This window comes from Ruegeria sp. YTSC230, from assembly GCF_059609665.1.
The window spans coordinates 86,196-111,080 of record NZ_JBXWMC010000011.1 but is presented as its reverse complement, the minus strand read 5'-3'; the positions used below and the strand labels follow the sequence as shown (position 1 = coordinate 111,080).

Sequence of the window (24,885 nt, the reverse complement as noted above, 5' to 3'; positions counted from 1 at the left end):
GTGACGGAACGTCAACTCAATCAAAATGAAATTGCGAGGGTGATTCATGGCGCTACTGATCGAAACCGGTCTAACCGACTGGATAAGCGATGATGACATCGCCAAAACGATCCGAAACATAAATCCCGGTGCGGATGTGCGCACCCGGGAAACGATTGGAGATGCAAGCGAAATCAGCATGGTCGCTGTTGTCGGCCTGAACAACGACCACCCCAAACGGCTGCCGAACCTGCAACTGGTCCAGAAACTGGGCGCGGGCGTTGAAACGATTGTTGGCAACCCGAGCCTGCCCGATCACGTCCGTATCGCACGACTCAAGCCCGATGCGCCGGCGCAAGGTATTGCCGAGTGGTTCGTCGCCTATGTCCTTCACCACCAACGGAACATGACCTTTCACGAAGCCGCCCAGCGCAAGGCAGAATGGGTACCCAAAGCGCCGGTATTCACGCCGGACACCATAGTGGGCGTTCTGGGCCTGGGCCATATCGGCGCCCGCAGCGCCAGAATGCTGCGCGCCATCGGTTTTCAGGTCATGGGATGGAGCCGATCCCCGAAAGAGATCGAGGGCGTGACCTGCCTGCATGGCGAGGATGCGCTGCCGAGGTTGCTAGGCCAATGCGACCACGTTTGCGCCATTCTGCCTTCCACGCCGCAAACACTCGGCTTGTTCGATGTGCAGATGCTGGCAGCCATGAAGCCCGGCAGTCAGCTGTTGAACGCAGGGCGTGGTGATCTGATTGACGAAAATGCGCTGATCGAAGCCTTGGACCGTGGAACGCCCGGCCACGCCGTTCTGGACGTAACCAGTACAGAACCCTTACCGTCAGACAGTCCGCTCTGGGCACACCCGGGCGTCACAATCACTCCGCATGTTTCTGGCTGGCACTTAGGTGAAGCATTGGCCGACGTTGCCGAGAATTTCCAACGGTTGTCCGCAGGGAAGCCCTTACTGCACGAAGTCGACCGCACACGCGGCTACTGAGTCGAAATCAGGGCGTCAGAACCCAGTTCCCGCCGGCGTCCCGGCAGTTGCGGGTTCTGACTTCGCGTGATTGTTCGGCCCCGGCGGGCACGATGAAATGCTGGAGATGCACGCAATTGTCCCGGACCTCGCGCACTCGGACAGTGCCTTTTGATCCGGTGTCGTCGTTCGACCAGTTGCGTTCGGTTCCGACCTGAGGCGTTCCATCTGCCAACATCGCATTGGTCGTGGCGTTGACGACACTGTAGTCCTCGGGGCTCAACCCCATTTCAGCGATGATTCTCGAAAGTGGCTTGGCCTGTGCCAGTGAAATCGCGCCGATCACAACGGCTGCTGCAAAAAAGGGTGAAATCCAGGCTTTCATGATCTTCTCGCCTTGCTGAAATAAGTTTGGTCACAAGACTATACCGCCGGGGAACGGGGGCCAAGCCCCTCTGGCCGACCTTCAAATAATACCGAACAAACCTATCGCGACTCGGGTGCTAGGACCGCCGCGCCAATCGCCTCATAGTGCCTCAAACACGAACCAGAGGCATGAAATGGCACAGCCCACCTATTACGCGCCCACAGGCGGACACCCCGGACAAGACCAACTGTTGACCGACCGCGCCATGTTTACCGACGCCTATGCGGTTATCCCTAAAGGCACCATGCGCGACATCGTAACCAGCAACCTGCCGTTCTGGGAAGGCACCCGGCTTTGGGTCCTGTCCCGCCCCCTCAGCGGATTTGCCGAGACGTTTTCGCAATACATCATGGAGGTCCAGCCCGGTGGCGGCAGCGACCACCCAGAAACAGACGCCAAGGCGCAGGGTGTTCTCTTTGTGGTCGAAGGCGAGGTGACCCTGACATTAGGTGGCACTATTCATGTTCTCGAAACCGGCGGATACGCCTATATCCCGCCCGGATCAGATTGGACCTTGCGCAACCGCGCCGAAAAAACCGCCCGATTCCACTGGGTTCGCAAAGCCTATGAAGCCGTTCCCGGCCTGCCCGCACCAGATCCGATCATCACCAACGAACGTGATGTATCGCCCGTCGAGATGCCCGGCACCGAGGGGCGCTGGTCCACAACCCGCTTCACAGATCCGCAGGATCTGCGTCATGACATGCATGTCAATATCGTCAATTTCGAACCCGGCGGCGTGATTCCCTTTGCCGAAACCCATGTCATGGAACACGGTTTGTACGTGCTGGAAGGCAAGGCGGTCTATCGGCTCAACCAGGATTGGGTCGAGGTAGAGGCCGGCGATTACATGTGGTTGCGCGCCTTCTGCCCGCAGGCCTGCTATGCGGGTGGGCCGGGGCGCTTTCGCTATCTGCTTTACAAGGATGTGAACCGGCACATGCCGTTGACACTGTCCAAACGCTAGGCTTTTAAACGCTTTATTTCGGTCAGGGGTTCACAGAAGCCTGTGAATCTGGTGAAATAACAGCAGTTTTTAGCACTGGAGATTGTTCAATGGTACTGCGTGTAACGATGCTGGCACTGGCAGCTGCAATTGGTTTGACGGCATTTGATGCAACACCTGTCGCCGCGAAGGAAGAAACAAAACAGGTTTCTGTCATGAGCCGTACCTGGGCGGTGACACAGGTCTCGGACGCTCCGGTCGTGTACCGTGCGACGCGCGACAACAACAACCTGAACCCCTTTGGCCCACCGCCGCGCTTGCGCACCATTCAGGCCATAGCCGCCTTTCAGCAAGCGACTGGGTGCAGACCGATCGTGGCCAGCATGTACCAGAACATTTCGGGTCAGTTCTTTTCGCAGGTCAGCTGCAACTGACCATAGGTCACAACGGGCATTGAGCTATTGGCAGCGCGCTGCCATAGCTTGCGCATGAAACTTGCAATCAACGGATTCGGCCGTATTGGCCGCACAATCCTGCGGCAGCTGCTGGCTTTGCCGCAGGATACAGATATTGAGCTGGTTCTGATCAACGACATCGCCCCGCTTGAGACCTGCGCCTACCTGTTCAAATATGACAGCACCTTTGGCCCCTTCGCCGGAGCAGTAGAACAGGGCGACGCGGCGATCGTCGTCGATGGGCGCAAAATCCCAATGACACACAGCCCCAATCTGGCACATGTCGATCTATCCGGTGTCGACGTTCTGATGGATTGCACTGGCGTTGCTCGTACCTCGGATGTGGCCAGTCAGGGCCTGACCGCCGGGGCTCGCAAGGTGCTGATCTCTGGCCCCTCGCCCGCGACCGAAATCACTATTGTTCTGGGCGCCAACGAAGATCAGTTGGGCAATGCTCGCATCGTGTCCAACGCGTCTTGCACAACCAACGGGCTTGCGCCCTTGGTCAAAGTGCTGGACCAGATTGGCGGGATTGCGTCAGCCCATATGACAACAATTCACTGCTATACGAACAGCCAGCCTATGGTGGACGCGCCACGCGGCGATTTGGCCCGTTCGCGCGCGGGCGCGCTGTCTATGGTGCCGACCACGTCAAGCGCCACTCATCTGATAGACGAAGTCATGCCGCATTTGGCCGGCCGCATCTCGGGCGCTGCTGTTCGGGTCCCGACAGCCAGTGTATCCGCCATTGATCTGGTGTTGACGCTGGATCGCGGAATGTCGCCTGGGTTGTTCGAAGCCGAACTGCGCGCGGCCGTCCAGACATCGCCTGTGCTGGGCTGGACCGATTCCCCTCTGGTCTCGTCAGACCTGCGTACACGCCCAGAGTCGCTGGTTATAGCGGGACCCGAAACACGCATGGTCGGCGAACATCAGGTCCGTGTTTTCGGCTGGTATGACAATGAATGGGGATTTTCGGCACGCATGTTGGATGTTGCCCGCCTTATGACAGATGGCTGAATTTGCGCGGGCGCAGCGGGCGGGCTTGCCCGCGCGCTGCTTGGCCAAACGGTTCACAAGCATCTTTGATGCGCATTGACCGGGCGGGATAGCCCTATCCGCCTATGATCTCAAACGAGGTGTCAAACCAAAACTCCTCCAGATTAGCCCCCCCACCAATCCGATCAATCACAGCGAATAAGCCGGGCCCGTGCAATGGGGTCAGCACCCCATGCCATGTGCCGCGAAAATAGTTCACACCCTGTCCGGGCTTGGTCACAAATGCCCGCGGATGTCCGGGCCGCCCGCCCTCATCCGGGGCCACGACAACCAGAAAGGGCTGGTGTGTCATCGGTATGAATGCCTGACTGCCCTCGGGGTGACGCTCAACCATATCCAGTTGATAGGGCAAGGATCGCGGATTGGCGTTGAAAAGGCTGATACCGGCGCGCCCGTCTGTGAAATCCAGTCGCGCCAGATCATGGTAGCGACCACATTGCCCCTGATTGATGATCTTGTCCGGATCACCGGTCACTTCGATGACATCACCAAACGGGGCAAATGCCTTGGCCGTCAATGGCGCAGTTCTGACTTGCGCGCTCATGAGGGTAAAATGTCCTGCAACCGGAATTCGGCGATCCGCTCGACCTGACGGCAAGCCTCTGCGAATTCGGTGTCCTTATCCTGATCAATCCGCCGTTGAAACGCCTGAAGGATAGACGTTTTGTCGTGATCACGCACGGCGATGATAAACGGAAAACCGAACTTCTCGGTGTATTTCTGGTTCAAGCCCGTGAACATCGCACGCTCATCATCTGTCAGAGCATCCAACCCTGCCGAAGCCTGCTCGGACGTGCTTTCTTGCGTCAGCCGTTTTGCCTGCGCCAATTTTCCGGCCAGATCCGGGTGCGCGGTCAGGACACCCATCCTTTCGTCCGCAGAGGCGGAGCGGAACATGCGGGTCAGTGCATTGTGCAGCCCACCTGCCGTGTCATTGGCCGGTCCCAATTCCAGCTCATACGCCCGTTCGGCAATCCAGGCGGAATGCTCGAAGATGCCGCCATACGTCGCGACAAACGCGTCCCGTTCCATCTGAGCAGGCTTCGGATGCGGCACCGCCGGATGGTGTTCCGCCCAGTGTTCGGCGATCTGCAACCGTGTCGCAAACCAGACATCGGAAAAGCCGCGCGCGTATTCCAGGAAACGTTTCAACGCCATCACCCGGCCAGGTCGTCCGATCAGGCGGCAGTGCAAGCCGATCGACAGCATCTTGGGCGCTCCGCCCTCGCCCTCGGCGTATAGCGCATCAAAGCTGTCCTTGAGGTAGGAATAGAACTGGTCGCCCGAGTTGAAGCCCTGCGGTGTGGCAAAGCGCATATCGTTACAATCCAGTGTATAGGGCACGATCAGCTGATCCCGCCCACCCGCTTGCACCCAATATGGCAGGTCGTCCGCATATGTATCGGCCACATAGGCAAATCCGCCCTCTTCTGCCACCAACTGAACAGTATTCTCGGAACAGCGCCCTGTGTACCAACCGCGCGGGCGTTCTCCGACGACCTCGGTGTGAAGACGGATAGCCTCGGCGATTTGTGCACGCTCCTCATCTGCGGGCATGTCTTTGTGCTCGACCCATTTCAAGCCATGACTGGCAATCTCCCACCCGGCGGCCTTCATCGCTGCCGTCTGATCCGGCGAGCGGGCCAGGGCTGTTGCAACTCCATAGACTGTGATCGGCAAGTCCTGCATCAACCGGTGCAGTCGCCAGAAACCAGCGCGAGAGCCGTACTCATAGATCGACTCCATGTTCCAATGGCGCTGGTCCGGCCATTGGGCGGCCCCCACGATTTCAGACAAGAACGCCTCGGACGTGGCATCGCCGTGCAGCACGCAATTTTCACCGCCCTCTTCGTAGTTCAGTACGATCTGAACGGCCAGCTTCGCGCCGCCCGGCCATTTTGCATCTGGCGGGTTGGCACCATATCCGATCATGTCACGAGGATAGCGAGAGGGCTGCATGGCATCTTCCATTCTTGATCTTTTGAATAGCCTTACCCCAGAAACACACCGATGATTATCAAATCAATCCGAACGCTGTTTCCGGTTCTTTCGGCATTTCCACTGTTTCAAACTTTGCGTCAGACTGTGACAAAGCAAAAGACAAATCAAAGGAGAGACCCGTGGCTGGCTATCTGACGACCCATGTTCTGGACACTGCACGCGGCTGCCCGGCTGAAGGATTGAAAATCGCACTCTATCGGGTGTCGGGAAACTCGCATCGCAAAATCGCCGAGATGGAGACCAATTCGGACGGGCGCACTGACAGCCCAATCTTGCCACAAGACTCTTACAAAACTGGTACTTACGAGCTGGTTTTCTTCGCAGGAGACTATCTGCGCGCATCGGGCCAGGCAGCTGATGACCCGCTGTTTCTGGATCAGGTGCCGCTCCGGTTTGGCATGTCTGATGCCGAGGCACATTACCATGTACCTCTGCTGCTGTCCCCTTACGGCTATTCGACCTACCGGGGCAGTTGAACCACGGGATGGGGTTGCCGTTAAGCGGCAGCTCTATGTGTCAGCAGATTCCGACCCACGCACGACCTTGCCGATCCGCGCAATCATGAAATCCATGAACAAACGCGCCTTGGGGTCCTGATGGCGGCGATGTGTGTATAGGCAGGCCATTTGAACAGATACCGGCGGCGTTTCGACCGCTACGGGGACCAGACGCCCCGAACTGAGGTGTTCGGCCACTTCAAAAACCGGTTTCATCGCGATCCCCTGCCCCGACAGCGCCCAGTCAGTCAGCACGTCACCGTCGTCACATTCGAACCGGCCAGAGACTGCGAACCGCTTGGGACCGTCAGGCGTTTCCAATTGCCACTGAAACTCGGTCGCGCCGGGAAACCTCAGATTCAGGCATTCATGGCGCTGCGACACCAGGTCCGCGCCCGTTGCTGGCATGCCCCTGCGTTCAACATAGGCCGGAGCGGCACAAAGCACGCGCTGGCAGTCAGCGATCTTTCGAATACGCAGGGTACTGTCTTCAGGTTGGCCGATGAAAAAGGCTAGATCCAAACCTTCGGTCGTCAGATCAACGGATCTGTCGGTCAACCGCAGGCGCACGTCGATCTCGGGATATTCCGCAAGAAAATCGGGCACATGCGGTGCCAAAACCCTGCGCCCCACCCCTAGTGGAGCAGCCACAAACAACGATCCCCGCGGGGCCTCGGTCAGATGGACGACCTGCGCTTCGGCATCGTCCACCGCATCCAGAACGGCCACAGCACCGGGATAGAATGCCCGCCCCTGCTCTGTCGGGCTGAGGTTGCGCGTCGTTCTTTGAAACAGGCGCACGCCCAGATGATCTTCAAGCTGAGATATCCGCGCCGACGTCACCGCAGGCGAGATTCGCAGGTCTCGCCCAGCAGCGGACATGCTGCCAAGGTCATAAACCCTGACAAAGGTACGGATGTTGTCTAGATAGGACATCTTTTCGTTTTTTTTGATACAGTTTGACAATATCAGGGAATACCGAAGAAAGTGCCCTTTGCCTAGTGTGACGGCAACCAATCGGAGAGCTTTCTCATGTACGACTTCGCCGTGTTCTGGGACTGGATGGCTTTTGCCGTGCGCTGGCTGCACGTTATTACCGCCATTGCCTGGATCGGATCCTCATTTTATTTCATCGCACTGGACCTTGGTCTGAACCGCGACATCCCCGGCCCGGCGGATGGCGAGGAATGGCAAGTACATGGCGGCGGCTTTTACCACATTCAGAAATACCTAGTTGCGCCCGAACGGATGCCGGAACACCTGGTTTGGTTCAAATGGGAAAGCTACGCGACCTGGCTCAGCGGGGCCGGGTTGCTGATGATCGTGTACTGGGTGGGCGGAGAGCTTTATCTGATCGACGCACAAAAAGCCGATCTGGCGCTGTGGCAAGGCATTCTGATTTCGGCCGCCTCGCTGACTGTCGGTTGGCTGATCTATGATTTCCTATGCAAATCGGGTTTGGGTGAACGTCCTACCCTGCTGATGGTGCTGTTGTTTGTGCTGCTGGTTGTTATGGGATGGGGCTATAATCAGGTATTTACCGGTCGTGCGATGATGCTGCATCTGGGGGCATTCACGGCCACGATCATGACAGCCAACGTGTTTTTCATCATCATGCCGAACCAACGCATCGTGGTAGACGATCTGAAGAACGGCCGTACACCTGACCCAAAGTACGGCAAAATCGCCAAGCTGCGCTCGACGCATAACAACTACCTGACATTGCCGGTGGTGTTCCTTATGTTGTCGAACCACTACCCGCTGGCCTTTGCGACAGAATACAACTGGATCATCGCGGCTCTGGTCTTCCTGATGGGCGTGACCATCCGACACTACTTCAACACGCGCCACGCTCGGGCAGGCGATCCAACCTGGACATGGCTGGTCACTGCGTTGCTGTTCATCGCAATCATGTGGTTGTCTACTGCCCCTATGTACAAACCTCTGGAAGAGGCCGAAGCACAGCCACTGACACCGTTTGAACAGAAATATGCTGCCGCCGATGGCTTTGAAGAGGCCCATGACGTCGTTCTTGGACGCTGTTCGATGTGCCACGCACGCGAACCGGTGTGGGAGGGCATTTTGTGGGCGCCAAAGGGCGTATTGCTGGAAACTGAAGGCGACATTGCCCGCAACGCCCAGCAAATCTATCTGCAGGCGGGGGTCAGCCATGCGATGCCCCCCGCAAACGTCACCTACATGGAGCCCGAGGACCGAGAAGCAATCATCCGCTGGTTTCGCAACGCAGGTTCCTGATCCCGAGACCGATCAATCACACAGGTCGCAAAATTCAGGCGACGCTGGATTTAGTCTTTTCCTGCAAGGACTCTGATGCTCTAACATGAATGTAATCAGCCGTTGCTTTGCAAAAAACGGCAAATGTGATTTCGAGTTGGGGCAGTTGGAGCTATCAGATGCCGGGGAGCAGGCCGCGCGCCTTTTTGAAGAGATGCCTTCTCGGCGCGATTGCAATGACCCTGCCGACCGCATTGGCCGCGCTGGAAACCACCTTAACAGCTCCGGGTGCTTCAAAAGAGCTTGTCGAGCGGATGGAGGAAACCTCCTCAGTTACGACGGCTGAATCTCGCGGGCTGGACACGCCGCTTGAGATCTTGTCGGCGGCGCTTTCGGATTATCGCACTCTCGTCCAAATTCTTTATGACGAAGGGTATTTCAGCCCAGTCGTAAGCATCAAACTGGACGGAAAAGAAGCAGCTGAGATCAGCTCGCTCAGCGTACCGGCGCAGATCAATAGCGCGGTAATCACGGTCAACACCGGCCCCAAGTTCACCTTTGGCGAAGCCATCGTACAACCGATTACGCCCGAAACAGTTCTGCCCGAGGAGTTTGCGGTCGGCAAACTCGCGACCACCGGCGCGATCCAACAAGCTGCGTCCGCCGGGGTGCAGGGTTGGCGCAACGCGGGTCATGCCAAGGCCGAAGTCGAAGGCCAGAAAGTCATTGCCCGCCATGCCGAGGCCAAGCTGGATGCCGAGATCGACCTTACCCCCGGCCCGCGCCTGAGATTTGGCAAAATGATCATCAAGGGCGACACCGATGTGCGCCACCGGTCAATCGAAAAGATCGCCGGATTTCCGGCAGGCGAGGTATACTCGCCCGAGAAAATCCAGAAGGTCGGCACACGGTTACGGCGCACCGGGACCTTCAACGTTGTTTCGATTGAAGAGAGGGACACTCCGAACCCGGACGGCACATTGGATTTCGACGCGACGTTTGAAGATTTACCCAAGCGCCGACTGACCTTTGGCGCCGAGATCGCGTCGCGCGACGGGGTAGACGTGACCGCGACCTGGACGCATCGCAACGTATTCCGGCGTGCCGAACGCCTGCGGTTCGAGGCAGCAGTCCGTAATATCGGCGGTGCCGAGGATATCGACGGCCGGATCGGCTTGCGTCTGGATCAGCCCGACCGGCTTGGCCCCGATGACAACACTTTCTGGAACGCGCTTCTGGAACGGCGCAACACAGAAAACTACAACGTCACCGTTGCGTCGCTGGCCTACGGTGCCCGGCGCACGTTCTCTGATCGGCTATATGCCGAAGCCTCAGCCGGGTTTCAGTGGTCCAGCGCGGACGACGCCTATGGCGATGACCGCAGGTTCCGATATTTCATCCTTCCCTTGCGTTCGGAATGGGACGAGCGCGACAGTAAGGTCAGCGCAACGCGCGGCTTTTATCTGGACGCGCAGATCACGCCCTTTGCTGGTCTGTCCGAAACCGAAAGCGGCATACGCATGTTTTTTGACGGGCGTGGCTATACCAGCCTCGGAACCGGTGGACGGCTGGTTTTGGCCGGTCGCGTACAACTGGGATCAGTGCTCGGGCCGTCGCCGGACGGTGTAACACCAGACTTCCTGTTCTTCTCGGGCGGCGCCGGAACGGTTCGGGGCCAACCTTACGAGAGTCTTGGCATCCCTGTCGGCACTGGTATTGCAGGCGGCAAATCGTTCCTTGGTCTTTCTGCCGAGGTGCGCGGGAAAGTCACCGAAGCCATATCTCTGGTCGGGTTTTATGACTACGGTACGGTGGACACGTCCTCATTCATCGGCAGCGGCGCAGAATATCACGCAGGTGCCGGGCTTGGGGTTCGGTATGATCTGGGCGGATTTGGTCCGTTGCGGCTGGATCTGGCCGTTCCAGTGCAGGGTGACACCGGCGACGGATTGCAGTTTTACATCGGGATCGGACAAGCATTTTGATTGGACGTCGCGCATATCCGTTATTGTTTTCGGGGCTGATGCTGTCTGCCCCTTTGCCACTTGCCGCGCAGGAGGAAGGCGGCAGCATGTTGGAAAACTTCCTGCAGGATACGCTCTCTGGCGACGACCAAAACGTGACCGTAAAGGGCCTGCAAGGCGCGCTGAGCGCGCGCGCGACGATTGAAGAGATCACAGTTGCCGATGATGAAGGTGTTTGGCTGACCATCAAGGACGCCGAACTTGACTGGAACCGTTTGGCACTGATCCGCGGCCGATTTTCGGTCAACTCTCTGACCGCGCAGGAAATCGATATTGCTCGTGCACCGGGCACAACGACCAAGGAAGAACCACCTGCTTCGGCGGAAACGCAACCTTTTCAACTGCCCGAACTGCCAGTTTCCGTCGAAATCGGTGAAATTCGAGTGGATGAACTGTCTCTTGGTGAGCCATTGATCGGTGTCGCCGCTGATCTGAGCGTGACAGGCAACCTGTCGCTGGCAGATGGGGCGCTGGACACCAATCTGGATGTGATCCGGCTGGATCGGGCAGGTGATGAGATCAAGCTGGCCGCAGGTTTCCAGAACTCAACAAGTGAGATCAATCTGGACTTACAAGTGAACGAGGCCTCTGGCGGTCTGATTTCAACTGCGCTGAAAATCCCTGACAGCCCGCCGATCGGCCTGACGGCCAAGGGCGCGGGTCCTCTGACGGACTTTACCGCTGATATCGGGCTGAGCAGCGACAACCAGATGCGCGTCACCGGACAGGTCAAACTTCAGGCGGCCGAGGGCGGCGCAGCGGAGGGTATTGCGTTCACCGCTGATCTGAACGGCGATCTGACCCCTTTCCTGGGGCCGGATGTTGATCCCTTCTTTGGCCCAAAATCGCGGCTTTATGTCGATGGCCAGACCAAGCCCGAAGGCGCGTTGGATATTTCGGATTTGGAACTCACCACGCAGGCGCTGGACCTGAAGGGTGAATTGCAGCTGGGCGAAGGCAGCACATTGCAACTGGCCGCCCTGCAAGGGCGCATCACCCCGCCAGATGGGGAAGCCGTCGTTCTGCCGGTGGCAGGAGGCGACACATCGCTCAAGGCGGCACAGATTTCGGCCCTGTTTGACCGCCAGAACGGCAATCTTTGGGATCTGAGTCTGACGGCCAACGAATTCGCGTCCCCTCAGGCCAAGCTGGGTGATGCCCGGATCACCGCGCAAGGCACCCTGGATCAGGGCGAGGTTCTGACTGTCGATGGCGACGTACAAATCGCGGTCGGCGGAATAGACATGGCCGATGACGCGCTGACCACGGCCTTGGGCGAGCGCATCACGCTTGATAGCCAATTCGACTATAGCAGCGACCAGTCCTTGAATCTGTCTGGGTTCGAGCTTGTGGGCTCTAACTACACTCTGGCACTGGACGCGCTGATCTCAGGTCTGACCAGCGGCTTGACGGTCGACGGGACGGCCAAGCTGGACGCAACAGACCTGTCGCGCTTTTCGGACCTTGCCAAGCTGGATCTTGGCGGGCAGGTCTCGGCCAGTGTGACCGGAAAAGGTTCACCGCTGGAACGCAGCTTTGACGGCAAAGTCATGGTTCAGGGCCGCGACTTGTCTACTGGCCGTGACGATATCGACCCGGTTATCACCGGAGAGACCACGATCACTCTGGACGCAAGCCGCGGCACAGACGGCATAACTATCCGTGAATTCAATCTGGACAGTAAGGCCGCCAAAGCCGTGGCCAGCGGTGTTGTGACGACGCCCGACGGCAACCTGACCATTGATGGGCAGGCCCGGGTCAACGCATCGGATTTGTCGGTCTTCTCTGGCTTGGTAAAACGCGACCTTGGCGGTTCCCTACAGGCGACGGTGAACGGTACAGGCACGGCACAAACGCTGGAATTTGACGGCACGGCCAGCGTGATAGGTCAGAACATCAAGACTGGTATGGCCGATATCGACCCTCTGCTGACCGGCAGAACCGAGATCGAATGGGACGGCGCCAGAACCGCAGACAGTATCGACATCCGCAGCGCCTCGGTGAATGGGCGCGCCCTCACTGCGCAAGTACAAGCGGTTGTAGACGATCCCACCGGAGATCTGTCGGCAGATGGCCAAGCGCAATTGAATGTGCCGGACCTGTCCCTGTTTTCCGGGTTGGCCGGGCGTGATCTTGCCGGTTCGGTCGCAGCAAACGTGCAAGGCAACGGTACCCTGTCCACCCGGGCATTCGATGTTCAGGGCAACCTCGATGCCAACAACATCCAAACCGGCATTGAGGCCGTGGACAAACTGATTCAGGGCCAGACGACCCTGTCCGTAGATGCCCAGAATGGGGAAGATGGCCTTAGCATTGAAACGTTCCGCCTGAACGGCACGGCCATCACCGCAACGGCTTCGGGTAAGCTGGACCGTCAAGCGGGCGGGCTGGATTTCTCGGTCAAACTGGACGATCTGGCGCGGGTGTTGAACACGATGTCCGGTCCACTGACGTTGGATGGAAACGTTGCCCCGACATCCAAGGGCGTGGAAGGTACGGTCAACCTGAATGGCCCCGACAGCTCATACGCCAAGCTAGCCGGGACGGTGGACAGCGACGGGTCGGCGGATCTGGATTTTGACGCCAAGTTCAACCGGATCGAGCGTTTTGTACCTGAGTTTCCGGGTACAGTGGCCGCCAATGGCAGCGCTAAGCGCAACAAGGGTGTCTGGACAATCGACGCCCAAGCCGACGGGCCTGCGGAGATTAGCGGCAAAGTCTCTGGTACCTTCGACGAAAGCACCGGAGAAGCGGACATGAAAGCCGTTGGCGGCGTCAATCTTGGCATTGCCAATATCTTTATCACGCCCAACAAGATCGACGGCAGCGCTCGCTATGACCTTACCCTGTCGGGCAAACCCGCACTGGAATCCCTGTCCGGTTCGATCACCACTTCCGGTACGTCGCTGGCAATTCCCGGCGCGGGACAAACGATCACTGGCATCAGCGGATCGGTCCAACTTGCGAATAGCCGCGCCACGATTTCCCTAAGTGGCGGACCACGGGCAGGCGGCAATTTTACCGTCAGCGGGCCTGTAGACCTTTCACCACCATTCAATGCCAATATCTCGACCGCCCTTAACAGCCTCGTACTGACCGATCAGTTGCTGTATGAAACCACGCTGAACGGGCAAATTGCGATGACCGGGGCGCTGGCGGGTAACAGCTCGATCGCTGGACAGGTCACGTTTGGCGAAACCAATATCAACCTAGCGGCCGCATCAGGTGCCGTGGGGGCGGCCCCTATCCCAGACATCGTTCACGTGAATGAAAGCGGGTCAGGCTATGTGACCCGTGAACGCGCGGGCCTCGTCCAAAGTGAAGACGGCAATAAAAGCGATTCTCGTATCGCCCTGAATGTCAGTCTTTTGGCGCCCAAGGCCGTGTTTGTTCGCGGGCGTGGTGTCAACGCAGAGCTGGGTGGAAGAATAAACATCGGCGGCACCACGTCCTCGGTGATCCCATCGGGCCAGATCGAACTGATTCGTGGTAACTTTGACATTCTGGGGCGCAGGCTGGCCCTGACCAAGGGCATTGTGACGCTGCAAGGGGACCTGACGCCCTATATCGAATTCGAATCCTCAACCAGCACTTCTGATGGTACCGCAACGATCGAGATCGCCGGGCCACTGGATTCGCCCGAGGTCAACGTCTTTTCCGACCCCGAGCGCCCGGCGGAGGAAGCGCTGGCAATGCTGTTGTTCGGTAATCGCTTCTCAGAGTTGTCACCGTTCGTAATCGCTCAGATGGCGGCCTCGCTGGCGCAACTCAGCGGCGCTGGCGGAGACGCGACCAAAGGCCTTCGCGAGTCTACGGGCGTCGACACCGTGGACATCGGCGTGTCCGAAGGTGGCGCGGGCCGGCTCGGCGCCGGAGCGTATCTGAGCGACAACCTCTACACCGATTTCACCGTCAACACAGAAGGCGACACCGAGGTGAACCTGAACCTGGACGTTACCGACAGTTTCACCGTGAAAGGCACTGTAGATGGACGGGGTGAGACTGGTGTTGGGGTCTTTTTTTCGCGCGACTACTAAGCAGGCCTCAGTTCACTTTCTGCGGATGCCGATCGGGTGTCCGACCTCTGGGGCCGGGTCGATCGCCGCATGATCCCTCACCATGCTCTGAAGACGCGCGACGGCCCAGTCCGGATAGGGAACCGACCGGCCGGTCGTATGGCTGACATTCATGAACAAAGCTTCCTGAGTGGCGCAGATAGCACCGTCTTTTTCAGACACCATCTGTGCGAAATAGTGGCCGCGTTTGTGATCTGCGTCCAGCATCCGAAACCGGATGCTGAAGGCCTCACCTTCCAGTACTTCGCGTAGGAAATTCATGTGGGATTGCAAAATGTAAGGTCCCTGCCCCATCGCATTTACCTGCGCCTCACCCAGCCCAAGATGATCCACCATCAACAGCTCCAGCGCATTGTCGAAGGCGACGCCGTAATAGCCCACGTTCATGTGACCGTTATAATCAATCCACTCGGGGCGCGCCTTGAACCCGCGGAAAACAAGCGGGGCATCATAGGGTCCGTCATGTCCGGCCAGCGTTTCAGGCGACGGTTGCATCAGGTGCTCCTTCTTGCGTTTCAAAAATAGCGACAGCGCGGATGAATCCAGCTGAAGCCCCTTTGATCTTGAACGGGAAACAGGAAATTTCGAAACCGGTGGGTGGCAAAGTTTCAAGGTTCGTCAGTTTTTCCATGTGACAATAGCCAACCTCCATCGAGGCACGGTGCCCTTCCCAGATAATCGATGCATCTTGGGTCTCCGCATACTCCTGAGCGGTCAAGGGAAACGGAGCGTCCCAGCTCCAGGCGTCAGTTCCTGTCACGCGCACCCCGCGTTTGGTCAGATACAGCGTTGCCTCGCGCCCTATGCCGCATCCTTTGGCCAGATAGTCCGGATGCCCATAACGCGTGCCAGCCGAGGTATTCACGACTACGATATCCAACGGCTGCAATTCGTGACCAATCCGTTTCAACTCGGCTTCGACATCGGCGGCGGTCGCCACATAACCATCGTCGAAATGGCGAAAATCCAGTTTCACGCCGGGGTTCATGCACCATTCCAGCGGCACCTCGTCGATGGTGATCGCCCTCTCACCATTGTTCATGGTCGAATGGTGATGGTAAGGCGCGTCCAGATGGGTGCCATTGTGCGTGGCGATCTGAAGACGTTCGATGGCCCAGCCCTCACCGCCGGGCAGGTCATCTTTCTGCAGGCCCGGAAAAAAGGACATGACTTGTTCGGCGGTCTGGTCATGGGCCAGATATTCGATTTCGGGTAACATGATCGGCGGGTCCGACACGATGCCGGTTTCCAACGGAACTGACAGATCGACGAAGCGGCGCGCCATGTAAAACTCCTCCACCAAGAACGGTGACAGGGTTGGCCGCAGGTAAGCTGCTGTCAAGGAAAGAAAAAGGCGACCCAATGGGCCGCCTTTCCAAGACTGTATGTGACGGATTCACTCGGCCGCGATGGCGTCTTCGATCTTTTCGACGCGAATGGCCGAGAACTTGAACTCGGGGATCTTGCCGTAAGGGTCGATGGCCGAGTTGGTTAGGATATTCGCCGCCGCCTCGACATAGGCGAACGGAATGAACACCATATCTTCGGCGATCGCCCGGTCGGCGCGAACCATGATTTCGATCGAGCCGCGCCGCGTGGTGAGACGGATCATTTCGCCCGGCTCGATCCCCATCAGTTTCAGCTGGCGCGGGTTCATCGAACAGTTTGCTTCCGGTTCCACCGCATCCAGAACGTTGGACCGGCGAGTCATCGACCCGGTGTGCCAGTGTTCCAGCTGACGGCCGGTTGTTGCAATCATCGGGTATTCTTCATCCGGCGCTTCATCCGGCGGAATGACACTGGCCGGGGTGAACTTGGCCCGTCCGTCTGTCCGCGGGAAGCCATCACCGAACACGATCGCCTGTCCCGGATCGGTTTCACTGAGCGACGGATAGGTGATCGTCTCGGTCTCAAGCCGCTCCCAGGTGATGTTGTCGAGTGACGCCATGGTCAGCTTCATCTCATCAAACACCTGGCTTACATCGGTGTAATCCCAGTTCAACCCGATGCGCTGCGCCAGCTCAACGGTGATATTCCAGTCCTCACGCGCCTCACCCGGAGGTGCCACAGCCGGACGCACACGCTGAACCTGACGGTTGGTGTTCGACACGGTGCCGTTCTTTTCATACAGCGCCGAGGCGGGCAGGATGATGTCGGCATAGTTCGCCGTCTCGGTCAGGAAGATATCCTGCACGATCATCAGCTCCAACTTTGCCAAAGCTTCCCGTGCGTGACCAACATCAGGGTCGGACATAGCCGGGTTTTCACCCTGAATATACATGCCCTTGATGTTACCCGCGTAGGCCTGATCAATGATCTCGGTGACGGTCAGGCCCTTCTCGTTAGAGAAGTCGTCCGAGTTCCAGACGTTGTTGAATTTGGCCCGAATGCCGTCATCCATAACCGACTGATAATCTGGCAGGAACATCGGGATCAGACCCGCGTCAGACGCGCCCTGCACGTTGTTCTGGCCACGCAGCGGGTGCAGACCCGCGCCGGGTTTACCAACATTGCCGGTCATCAATGCCAGCGAGATCAGGCATCGCGAGTTATCGGTGCCGTGAATGTGCTGACTGACGCCCATACCCCAGAAGATCAGACCAGCCTTGGCCTGCGCGAAGGTACGCGCGACACGGCGCAGCTGTTCTGGCTCAATGCCACAAATGGGCGCCATTGCCTCGGGCGTGAAGGCGCGCAGATGCTCTTTTTCGGCTTCCCAGTTCTCGGTCCAGCGGTGGATGTACTGGCTGTCGTACAGTTCCTCTTCGACGATCACGTTCATGATCGCGTTGAGCATCGAAACATCGGCACCGGGGCGGAACTGCAGCATTTCGTCTGCGAACTTGCGCATACCGACGCCGCGCGGGTCCATCACGATCAGCTTGCCACCGCGCTTGGTGAACTGCTTGAAGTAGGTTGCCGCCACGGGGTGGTTTTCGATTGGGTTGGCCCCGATGATGATAACCACATCCGAGTTCTCGACCTCGTTAAAGGTGGCCGTCACCGCGCCTGAGCCCACGTTCTCGATCAGCGCCGCCACGGACGAGGCATGGCACAGACGGGTGCAGTGGTCGACGTTGTTGTGCTTGAAGCCCTGACGAATGAACTTCTGGAAAAGATAAGCTTCTTCGTTGGTGCATTTGGCCGAACCAAAGCCAGCAACGTTGCGCGGATCTTCATCACGCAGCGCCTTCAGCTTGGTGGCCGCCAGATCCATTGCCTCTTCCCAAGTCGCCTCGCGGAAATGAGTGCCCAGATTGCCCGGATCGACATTCAACCCTTTTGCAGGCGCATCCTCACGCCGGATCAGCGGTTTGGTCAGGCGGTGTGGGTGGTGGATATAGTCGAAACCAAAGCGGCCTTTGACGCATAAGCGGCCTTCGTTGGCCGGGCCGTTGATGCCCTCGACATACTTGACCTTGCCGTCCTTGACCTTCAGCGAGACTTTGCAGCCGACGCCGCAGAACGGGCAGACGCTTTCGGTCTCGGAATCGTAGTCTTTGCTGTCGCCCTGCTGCTTTTCGTCCAACACAGTGGCTGGCATCAACGCACCGGTCGGGCAGGCTTGAACACATTCACCACAGGCGACACAGGTCGAATCCCCCATCGGGTCGTTCTGGTCAAACACCACCTGCGCGGTGTGTCCGCGACCGGCCATGCCGATCACGTCATTCACCTGCACGTCGCGACAAGCACGGACACAGAGGTTGCAGTTGATGCAAGCGTCCAGATTGACGCGCATCGCAACGTGGCTGTCATCCAGCAGAGGGATCTTCTCGGCCTCTTTCGCCGGGAAGCGACTGTCGCTGACATCGTTCAGCTTGGCCATCTCCCAGAAGTGGCTAGATTTATCGTGCGCCTCTTCGGGTTGGTCGGCGACCAGCAATTCCATGACCATGGCGCGCGATTTCTCGGCCCGGTCGCTATCGGTTATTACCACCATTCCGTCCGCAGCCGGACGGATGCACGAGGCGACCAGAGTGCGCTCGCCCTCCACCTCGACCATACAGGCGCGACAGTTGCCATCCGGTTTATAGCCGGGTTGAGGCTTGTGACATAAGTGCGGGATCGTGAACCCCTGCCCCTTGGCGGCTTCCCAGATGGTCCAGCCCTCGGGCACGGTGACATCATCGCCGTTCAGGTTGAAGGTGACGGTCTTGGTTGGGCTTGCATCAAGCATGGCTCTGTCTCCCTCAGATTTCGTCAGCGAAGTGTTTCATGACCAGACGGATCGGGTTCGGGGCCGCCTGCCCCAGACCGCAGATCGAGGCATCGCCCATGACCTGGCACAGATCTTCCAGAAGATCCTGATCCCACTTGTCAGCCTGCATCAGCTTCACAGCCTTTTCGCAGCCCGCCCGGCAAGGCGTGCACTGCCCACAGCTTTCATCTTCGAAGAAGCGCAGCATGTTCAGCGCTGCATCGCGTGCGGTGTCCTGATCGGACAGAACCACCACAGCGGCGGATCCGATAAAGGTGCCATGTGGCTGCAGCGTGTCAAAATCCAATGGGATATCGTCCATCGACGCAGGCAGCAGACCCGAGGATGGACCACCCGGCTGATACGCTTTGAAGATCTGACCTTCGATCATGCCGCCAGCGGCTTCAATCACGTCCAATATGGTCGAACCCGCAGGCAGCAGGTAAACACCCGGCTTGGTCACCCGCCCCGAGATTGAATAGCTGCGCAGGCCCTTGCGACCATTTTTTTCGACAGAGTTCAGAATCTGCGGCCCTTCGCGGCAGATCTTCGAGACCCAATACAGCGTCTCGACATTGTGCACCAAGGTCGGACGATTAAAGACCCCAACCTGCGCCACAAACGGAGGACGGTGGCGCGGCAGGCCCTTCTTACCCTCGATCGACTCGATCATCGCGGATTCTTCACCGCAGATGTAAGCACCAGCACCCCGGCGCAGGTCAATGTAACCCTTTTCGACGATCCCGGCCTCTTCCAACGCGGCAATCTCGCGGGCGAGGATTTCCAGCACCGCCGGGTATTCGTCACGCATGTAGATGAAGCACGTCTCTGCCTCGACCGCCCAAGCAGCGATCAGCATACCCTCAAGGAAAACATGCGGCGCACGCTCTAGATAATAACGGTCTTTGAAGGTACCGGGTTCGCCCTCGTCACCGTTCACGGCCAGATAGCGGGTGCCTTCGTTCATGCGTACAAAGCCCCATTTCTTGCCGGACGGGAAGCCAGCACCACCCAAACCGCGCAGGCCTGAGGACAAAACGTCTTCTTGTACTTTCTCCCAGTCGCCGCTCTCGCGCAGCTCTTTCAGCTTGGCGTAGCCACCGTTTGCCTCATAGGCGGCTAAGGTTTCGTAATCGGGCAGATGGGCGTGAGTATCACCAGCGGCAATTGCGGCCTGCACCTTTTCAGGGGTCGCATGGTCGATGTGGTTGTGACCAATCTCAAGCACCGGGGCCGTATCGCAACGCCCCATGCAGGGCGCGCGCACTACACGCACTTCGGATGCGTCCAAGCCATCTTCCAGGGCCTTTTGCAACTGCTGGGCACCGGCCATTTCGCAGGAGAGAGAGTCGCAGACACGGATCGTCAACGCAGGCGGCGGCACCTCGCCTTCTTTCACTACGTCGAAATGGGCATAAAACGTCGCGGTCTCGTAGATCTCGGCCTGACCGATCCGCATCTCAACCGCCAGCGCGGCGATATGGTCGGCGCTGATATGGCCGTGCTCATCCTGGATCAAATGCAGGAATTCGATCAACAGATCGCGACGACGCGGGCGGTCGCCCAGTAGGCGCGCAATCTCGGCCTGCGCCTCATCCGTGAACTGACGGCCTTTGGGCGTATGCCGCCCTTTGCCTTTACCTGACTTCCAGACGCCCTTGGGTGCGCCTGATGGCTTGGTATCTAATGGTGCCATGATGCCCTCCGATTAAGGCTCCGTGTCTCATCAGAATAGTATATCGTCAAATCGCTTATCGCTATCGCACGATAACGACACCTTATCACCGCAAAGACGTCACCACAGCGCGCAAAGCCCCAACCGTTGGCAATTCCGGGTCTCGGCTTAAGGTGGCCAGACAAATCGGTTTACTTACAACAGGATCGACCAGAGGCAGCACTTTCGTACCCTTAAGTTCACCCAGCGCCCGAACCAGAACGCGGGGGACAACGGTGGCTGCCAGCCCTTCACGCGCCATGACCATTGAGGCTGTAAAGCCGCTGGTTTCAGCGACCACTTGGGGGTGGAGGCCCTGCTCAGCAAAGATGCGGTCCAGAATGCGACGGTTCTGCATCTGCGGCTCAAGCAGGCTGAGTGGAAACTCGGCGACCTGTGTCCATGGGATCGGCCCGATTTCTGCGGTCATATGTGACGGGATCAACAGCACGTAAGTCTCTTCGTATAGCGGCTGAACCTGCCGCAGGTCGGTGCCAATGCTGTCGCCATAGGTGATACCCGCATCCAGACTACCCTCGTCCAACCGGTGCTGAATGGCCGAGGCCGACATGGTTTCGATCCGTGTGACAACGCGCGGATGCGCCTGATGCAGCCGCTTGATTAGCCGTCCGGTAAAGGCAATCGCGGTTGGGATCACGCCAAGTTTGAGTGTCCCGGTAATCTCACCCTTTGAGGCCAGAACCTGCTGTTCCAGCGCCTTTGTCTCATCCAGAATGCGCCGCGCTCGCTGGACGATCATCTCGCCTTCTTCAGTCAGACCCTGAAACCTGTTGGCGCGGCGCACGATTGAGACACCCAGCCGGTCCTCGAGATTCCGAATGCGCATGGAAAACGCTGGCTGAGAAATCCCGCATTCTTCGGCCGCCTTGGCAAAATGACGATGCCGCGCCAAAGCGCTAAGCAATTGCAGGTCGCGAATTTCGATCATGTTTCGGTATCCCAAGGTGAGGCCAGAAACCCAGATTAGCGGCTTTTACGTTGGGGGAAAGCGATGCGTTCAGGTCAAAGACAAGGCATAGACATTGTTGAGATAACCCTGATCTGCGATCCGGAACTCGGTTTCGCCAATCTGTACAAACCCATTTGCCAGATAGAAGGCGATGGCCGGATCGTTTTCTGCATTCGTGGTCAACCAGACGGAATCGGCCCGTTGCTCTCGGCAATGCGTCAGCGCTGCCGCAAGCAGGCGCGTGCCGATCCCTTTGCCGTGATGACGCGGCTGAACATAGAACGTCGAAATTTCCATACCCGACCACCCCGCGACAGGGGCGTCACAGACCGGAGAGACGCGAATGAACCCGTCGATCCCCTGTAAATTATTCGACACCAGGATGAACTCTTCCGGATCGCTGATCAGGGCAGCGATACGCGCTGGCGTGAACTCGGTCAGCGTGTAATCCGCGAAAAAACCGCTAACCCCGCGTTTGAGATAGGTGCCGATCCAGACTTCAATCGAGATCGCAGCGATGCTCGACGCATCTGAATGGTCCGCTTCACGCAGGGTCAATCGGCGCTCAGGTATTGAACAAAAAGTGCATCACATCGCCGTCTTTGACGACGTAGCCCTTACCCTCGGCCCGCATCTTGCCCGCCTCTTTCGCGCCCTGTTCGCCATTGGCGGCGATATAGTCGTCATAGGCGATCGTCTCAGCGCGAATGAAACCTTTTTCAAAATCGCCATGGATCACACCAGCGGCCTGTGGCGCCGCGGTGCCAGTGCGTATGGTCCAGGCGCGGGCCTCTTTCGGGCCGACTGTGAAATAGGTTTCCAGCTTGAGCAGGTCGTAACCCGCGCGGATCAGTCGGTCGAGACCGGGCTCTTCCAGACCCATTTCCTCCAGGAACATCTGCGCCTCGTCTTCTTCCAGCAGGCTAATCTCTTCTTCGATCTTGGCGCTGATGATGACGTGGGAATTGCCTTGAGCGGCGGCCATTTCAGCCACGCGGGCGGAATATTCGTTACCCTCGGCGGCTTCTTCCTCGGACACGTTGCAGACATAGAGAACCGGTTTCGTGGTCAGCAGCTGCAGCATCGTCCATGCTTTGGCGTCTTCGTCAGAGACTTCGACCAGACGCGCGGGTTTGCCGTTTTCCAGCATCGCTTGCGCTTCGGCCAGCAAACGTTCCTGCTGCTGCGCCTCTTTGTCATTGCCTTTCAGCTTGCGCACCAGATTGGCGCGGCGCTTTTCGATGCTTTCCAGATCGGCCAACATCAACTCGGTCTCGATGGTATCGGCATCCGCCACGGGATCGACGCGGCCGTCCACGTGGGTCACATCGCCATCTTCGAAACAGCGCAGCACGTGGGCAATGGCGTCGGTTTCACGGATGTTGGCCAGAAACTGGTTGCCCAGCCCCTCACCTTTCGAGGCGCCCTTCACCAGACCAGCGATATCAACAAAGGTCATCCGCGTGGGAATGATCTGTTTCGAGCTTGCGATCGCCGCCAACTTGTCGAGCCGATCATCGGGCACGGCAACATCACCCACATTGGGTTCGATTGTGCAGAACGGGAAATTCGCCGCCTGAGCAGCTGCGGTCTTGGTCAGCGCGTTGAAGAGGGTCGACTTACCCACATTCGGCAGACCCACGATTCCCATTTTAAAGCCCATGACGGCCTCCTGCATACCATTCGAGCGCTGCTTCTATGCAGGTCCGAGGCAATGCGCAAGCCGGACTGCAAAAGGCGCCGCTGATCCGAATTACAACATCACGACCCAGTTGCGCATTCGTGATCTTGCCCGGATTGAAACCAACACACTAAGCTCACCATGTAAGACTTTGTGAACAAACAAATAGTGAATATGAGATATGAAGTATTTAACTGCTACCGTTGCGCTGTTTTTAGCTGCCCAAGCGGCGCACGCTCAATCCGTTGTCTTTGGCGCCGGGTTCTCGGATTTTTCTGACAGCCTTTCTGACGATGAAGCCGTAATCTCGCTCGAATACCATCACCGTCCCTTTCACGAGGCCACGCGTTTTTCCGCCACATGGGGTGGTGCCCTGACCATAGATACCGCCGCCGACGTACATATCGGGATTGGCCTGATCGGGACATACACCTTTGCCGACCGTTGGTTCGTCGAAGGAAGCGTTATGCCTGGGTATTTTTCAGAAGGTGACACACTCAACGATCTGGGTGGTGAATTCCAGATTCGTAGCTTGCTGGGCCTCGGTTACACATTGAACAACGGCAACAGCGTGTCCCTGGCAATTACTCACAAATCGAACGCAAGCACACAGGACGATAACCCGGGCGTCAACTCCGTTTTGCTGCGGTATCATTACGCGTTCTGAAGCAATCTGCCCCGGCGGGATTGATTTCCCCTCAAAGTTTCTGCACATCAGGCCTGAACCTGATTGCAAGGACAGCTTATGACCCGTATCGACGCCAAGTTCGCCGCTCTGAAAGAACAGGGAAAGAAGGCGTTCGTCGCCTACATCATGGCCGGTGACCCGGATTTCGAAACTTCGCTTGAAATCGTAAAGGGCCTGCCCGGCGCAGGTGTCGATGTCATCGAACTGGGTCTGCCCTTTACCGATCCGATGGCAGACGGCCCGACGATCCAAGCCGCCGGTCAACGCGCACTGGACAGCGGCATGACTTTGCAGCGGACTTTGGATCTGGCCCGAGCTTTCCGCGAGACCGACGACACCACTCCGATTGTGCTGATGGGCTACTACAATCCGATCTACAGCCGCGGCGTCGATAAGTTCCTTGCAGATGCCAAAGAGGTCGGAATTGACGGTCTGATCGTCGTCGACCTGCCGCCCGAGGAAGACGAAGAACTGTGCTTGCCTGCGCAGGCTGCTGGATTGAACTTCATTCGTCTGGCCACGCCAACCACCGATGACAAACGCCTGCCCCGCGTTCTGCAGAACACTTCGGGTTTTGTGTATTACGTGTCAATCACCGGCATTACCGGTGCGGCCGAAGCCCAAGCCACAAATGTTGGCCCCGAGGTCGCCCGCATCAAATCCGCAACCGATTTACCAGTGATCGTCGGGTTCGGGATCAATACACCTGAAAAATCACAGGCAATCGCAACTGTTGCTGATGGTGCAGTGGTTGGCTCCGCTATCGTCAGCCAGATCGCTGCGGGCAAGCCCACCGGCGAAGTTTTGGATTTCGTGAAATCTCTGGCTGACGGCGCCCACTCGGCCTGAGCGAGGCCTGATCAAATTTCAACGTGGTCGGCCCTGTCCGGCCGCGTTTTTTTCTTGCCCGGAATTCGTGGCGTCGCATCGCAAAGTCCCGACGTTGCGAC

General features: G+C 58.0%; 21 protein-coding genes. 10 read left to right on the top strand and 11 right to left on the bottom strand.

Annotated elements, in window-relative coordinates; all coding sequences use genetic code 11:
- The first annotated feature begins 46 nt into the window (after positions 1 to 46).
- Positions 47 to 982 carry a 2-hydroxyacid dehydrogenase gene (locus AC2FD9_RS19855; RefSeq protein WP_496838529.1) on the top strand — a complete coding sequence of 312 codons (936 nt, stop codon included), beginning with the start codon at positions 47 to 49 and terminating at the stop codon, positions 980 to 982.
- Between the two features lie 7 nt (positions 983 to 989).
- Here the strand turns inward: AC2FD9_RS19855 and AC2FD9_RS19850 are convergent, their stop codons facing one another.
- Positions 990 to 1,346 carry a hypothetical protein gene (locus AC2FD9_RS19850; protein WP_058273195.1) on the bottom strand — a complete coding sequence of 119 codons (357 nt, stop codon included), beginning with the start codon at positions 1,344 to 1,346 and terminating at the stop codon, positions 990 to 992.
- A gap of 175 nt (positions 1,347 to 1,521) precedes the next feature.
- On the opposite strand from AC2FD9_RS19850, the gene AC2FD9_RS19845 reads away from it, so the two are divergent.
- From AC2FD9_RS19845 to AC2FD9_RS19835, 3 genes are all read left to right on the top strand, one after another.
- Positions 1,522 to 2,355: a bifunctional allantoicase/(S)-ureidoglycine aminohydrolase gene (locus tag AC2FD9_RS19845; RefSeq protein WP_496838295.1), complete on the top strand. Its 834-nt coding sequence runs from the start codon at positions 1,522 to 1,524 to the stop codon at positions 2,353 to 2,355.
- Positions 2,356 to 2,444: 89 nt separating this feature from the next.
- Entirely contained in the window at positions 2,445 to 2,768 is a 324-nt protein-coding gene (locus AC2FD9_RS19840) for a hypothetical protein (protein WP_058273193.1), read from the top strand.
- 54 nt (positions 2,769 to 2,822) lie between these two features.
- Positions 2,823 to 3,809 (top strand): type I glyceraldehyde-3-phosphate dehydrogenase, encoded by a 987-nt coding sequence (locus tag AC2FD9_RS19835; protein WP_496838293.1) that lies wholly within the window; start codon positions 2,823 to 2,825, stop codon positions 3,807 to 3,809.
- A gap of 94 nt (positions 3,810 to 3,903) precedes the next feature.
- Here AC2FD9_RS19835 and AC2FD9_RS19830 read toward each other — a convergent pair whose 3' ends face one another.
- On the bottom strand, positions 3,904 to 4,392 hold the full coding sequence (locus AC2FD9_RS19830) for an ureidoglycolate lyase (RefSeq protein WP_496838291.1): 489 nt from the start codon (positions 4,390 to 4,392) through the stop codon (positions 3,904 to 3,906).
- Positions 4,389 to 5,807: an allantoinase PuuE gene (gene puuE, locus AC2FD9_RS19825; RefSeq protein ID WP_496838564.1), complete on the bottom strand. Its 1,419-nt coding sequence runs from the start codon at positions 5,805 to 5,807 to the stop codon at positions 4,389 to 4,391. The genes AC2FD9_RS19830 and puuE overlap by 4 nt, the downstream gene beginning before the upstream one ends.
- A 161-nt stretch (positions 5,808 to 5,968) precedes the next feature.
- On the opposite strand from puuE, the gene uraH reads away from it, so the two are divergent.
- Positions 5,969 to 6,325 (top strand): hydroxyisourate hydrolase, encoded by a 357-nt coding sequence (uraH, locus tag AC2FD9_RS19820; protein WP_496838526.1) that lies wholly within the window; start codon positions 5,969 to 5,971, stop codon positions 6,323 to 6,325.
- 33 nt (positions 6,326 to 6,358) lie between these two features.
- Here the strand turns inward: uraH and AC2FD9_RS19815 are convergent, their stop codons facing one another.
- Positions 6,359 to 7,282 carry a LysR family transcriptional regulator gene (locus tag AC2FD9_RS19815; protein WP_058273241.1) on the bottom strand — a complete coding sequence of 308 codons (924 nt, stop codon included), beginning with the start codon at positions 7,280 to 7,282 and terminating at the stop codon, positions 6,359 to 6,361.
- Positions 7,283 to 7,378: 96 nt separating this feature from the next.
- Between AC2FD9_RS19815 and AC2FD9_RS19810 the strand changes: the two genes are divergently transcribed.
- The 3 genes from AC2FD9_RS19810 (at position 7,379) to AC2FD9_RS19800 (ending at position 14,642) form a co-directional block, all read left to right on the top strand.
- Complete coding sequence (locus tag AC2FD9_RS19810; protein ID WP_113791601.1) at positions 7,379 to 8,602, top strand: urate hydroxylase PuuD; 1,224 nt, start codon at positions 7,379 to 7,381, stop codon at positions 8,600 to 8,602.
- A gap of 215 nt (positions 8,603 to 8,817) precedes the next feature.
- Positions 8,818 to 10,566, top strand: coding sequence for an autotransporter assembly complex protein TamA (locus AC2FD9_RS19805; protein ID WP_282120693.1), 1,749 nt, complete (start codon positions 8,818 to 8,820; stop codon positions 10,564 to 10,566).
- Positions 10,563 to 14,642, top strand: coding sequence for a translocation/assembly module TamB domain-containing protein (locus AC2FD9_RS19800; RefSeq protein ID WP_496838524.1), 4,080 nt, complete (start codon positions 10,563 to 10,565; stop codon positions 14,640 to 14,642). Before AC2FD9_RS19805 ends, AC2FD9_RS19800 begins: the two co-directional genes overlap by 4 nt.
- A 12-nt stretch (positions 14,643 to 14,654) precedes the next feature.
- Here AC2FD9_RS19800 and AC2FD9_RS19795 read toward each other — a convergent pair whose 3' ends face one another.
- From AC2FD9_RS19795 to ychF, 7 genes are all read right to left on the bottom strand, one after another.
- Positions 14,655 to 15,176: a thioesterase family protein gene (locus tag AC2FD9_RS19795; RefSeq protein ID WP_496838523.1), complete on the bottom strand. Its 522-nt coding sequence runs from the start codon at positions 15,174 to 15,176 to the stop codon at positions 14,655 to 14,657.
- Positions 15,160 to 15,966, bottom strand: coding sequence for a cyclase family protein (locus tag AC2FD9_RS19790; RefSeq protein WP_496838522.1), 807 nt, complete (start codon positions 15,964 to 15,966; stop codon positions 15,160 to 15,162). Before AC2FD9_RS19790 ends, AC2FD9_RS19795 begins: the two co-directional genes overlap by 17 nt.
- Before the next feature lie 111 nt (positions 15,967 to 16,077).
- Positions 16,078 to 18,861 carry a formate dehydrogenase subunit alpha gene (fdhF, locus tag AC2FD9_RS19785; RefSeq protein ID WP_496838520.1) on the bottom strand — a complete coding sequence of 928 codons (2,784 nt, stop codon included), beginning with the start codon at positions 18,859 to 18,861 and terminating at the stop codon, positions 16,078 to 16,080.
- Between the two features lie 13 nt (positions 18,862 to 18,874).
- The gene (locus AC2FD9_RS19780; RefSeq protein WP_496838518.1) at positions 18,875 to 20,578 is read right to left on the bottom strand and encodes an NAD(P)H-dependent oxidoreductase subunit E; all 1,704 of its coding nucleotides are present in this window, start codon (positions 20,576 to 20,578) and stop codon (positions 18,875 to 18,877) included.
- Between the two features lie 85 nt (positions 20,579 to 20,663).
- A complete protein-coding gene (locus AC2FD9_RS19775; protein ID WP_496838516.1) occupies positions 20,664 to 21,545 on the bottom strand; it encodes a LysR family transcriptional regulator in 882 nt (293 codons plus the stop codon).
- 69 nt (positions 21,546 to 21,614) lie between these two features.
- The gene (locus AC2FD9_RS19770; RefSeq protein ID WP_496838515.1) at positions 21,615 to 22,124 is read right to left on the bottom strand and encodes a GNAT family N-acetyltransferase; all 510 of its coding nucleotides are present in this window, start codon (positions 22,122 to 22,124) and stop codon (positions 21,615 to 21,617) included.
- A 7-nt stretch (positions 22,125 to 22,131) separates the two neighbouring features.
- Positions 22,132 to 23,229, bottom strand: coding sequence for a redox-regulated ATPase YchF (gene ychF / locus AC2FD9_RS19765; RefSeq protein WP_496838514.1), 1,098 nt, complete (start codon positions 23,227 to 23,229; stop codon positions 22,132 to 22,134).
- A 199-nt stretch (positions 23,230 to 23,428) separates the two neighbouring features.
- Here ychF and AC2FD9_RS19760 point away from each other — a divergent pair, with 199 nt between their 5' ends.
- Positions 23,429 to 23,914: an acyloxyacyl hydrolase gene (locus tag AC2FD9_RS19760; protein WP_496699701.1), complete on the top strand. Its 486-nt coding sequence runs from the start codon at positions 23,429 to 23,431 to the stop codon at positions 23,912 to 23,914.
- Positions 23,915 to 23,992: 78 nt separating this feature from the next.
- Positions 23,993 to 24,784, top strand: coding sequence for a tryptophan synthase subunit alpha (gene trpA, locus AC2FD9_RS19755; RefSeq protein ID WP_058279481.1), 792 nt, complete (start codon positions 23,993 to 23,995; stop codon positions 24,782 to 24,784).
- Positions 24,785 to 24,885 lie beyond the last annotated feature (101 nt).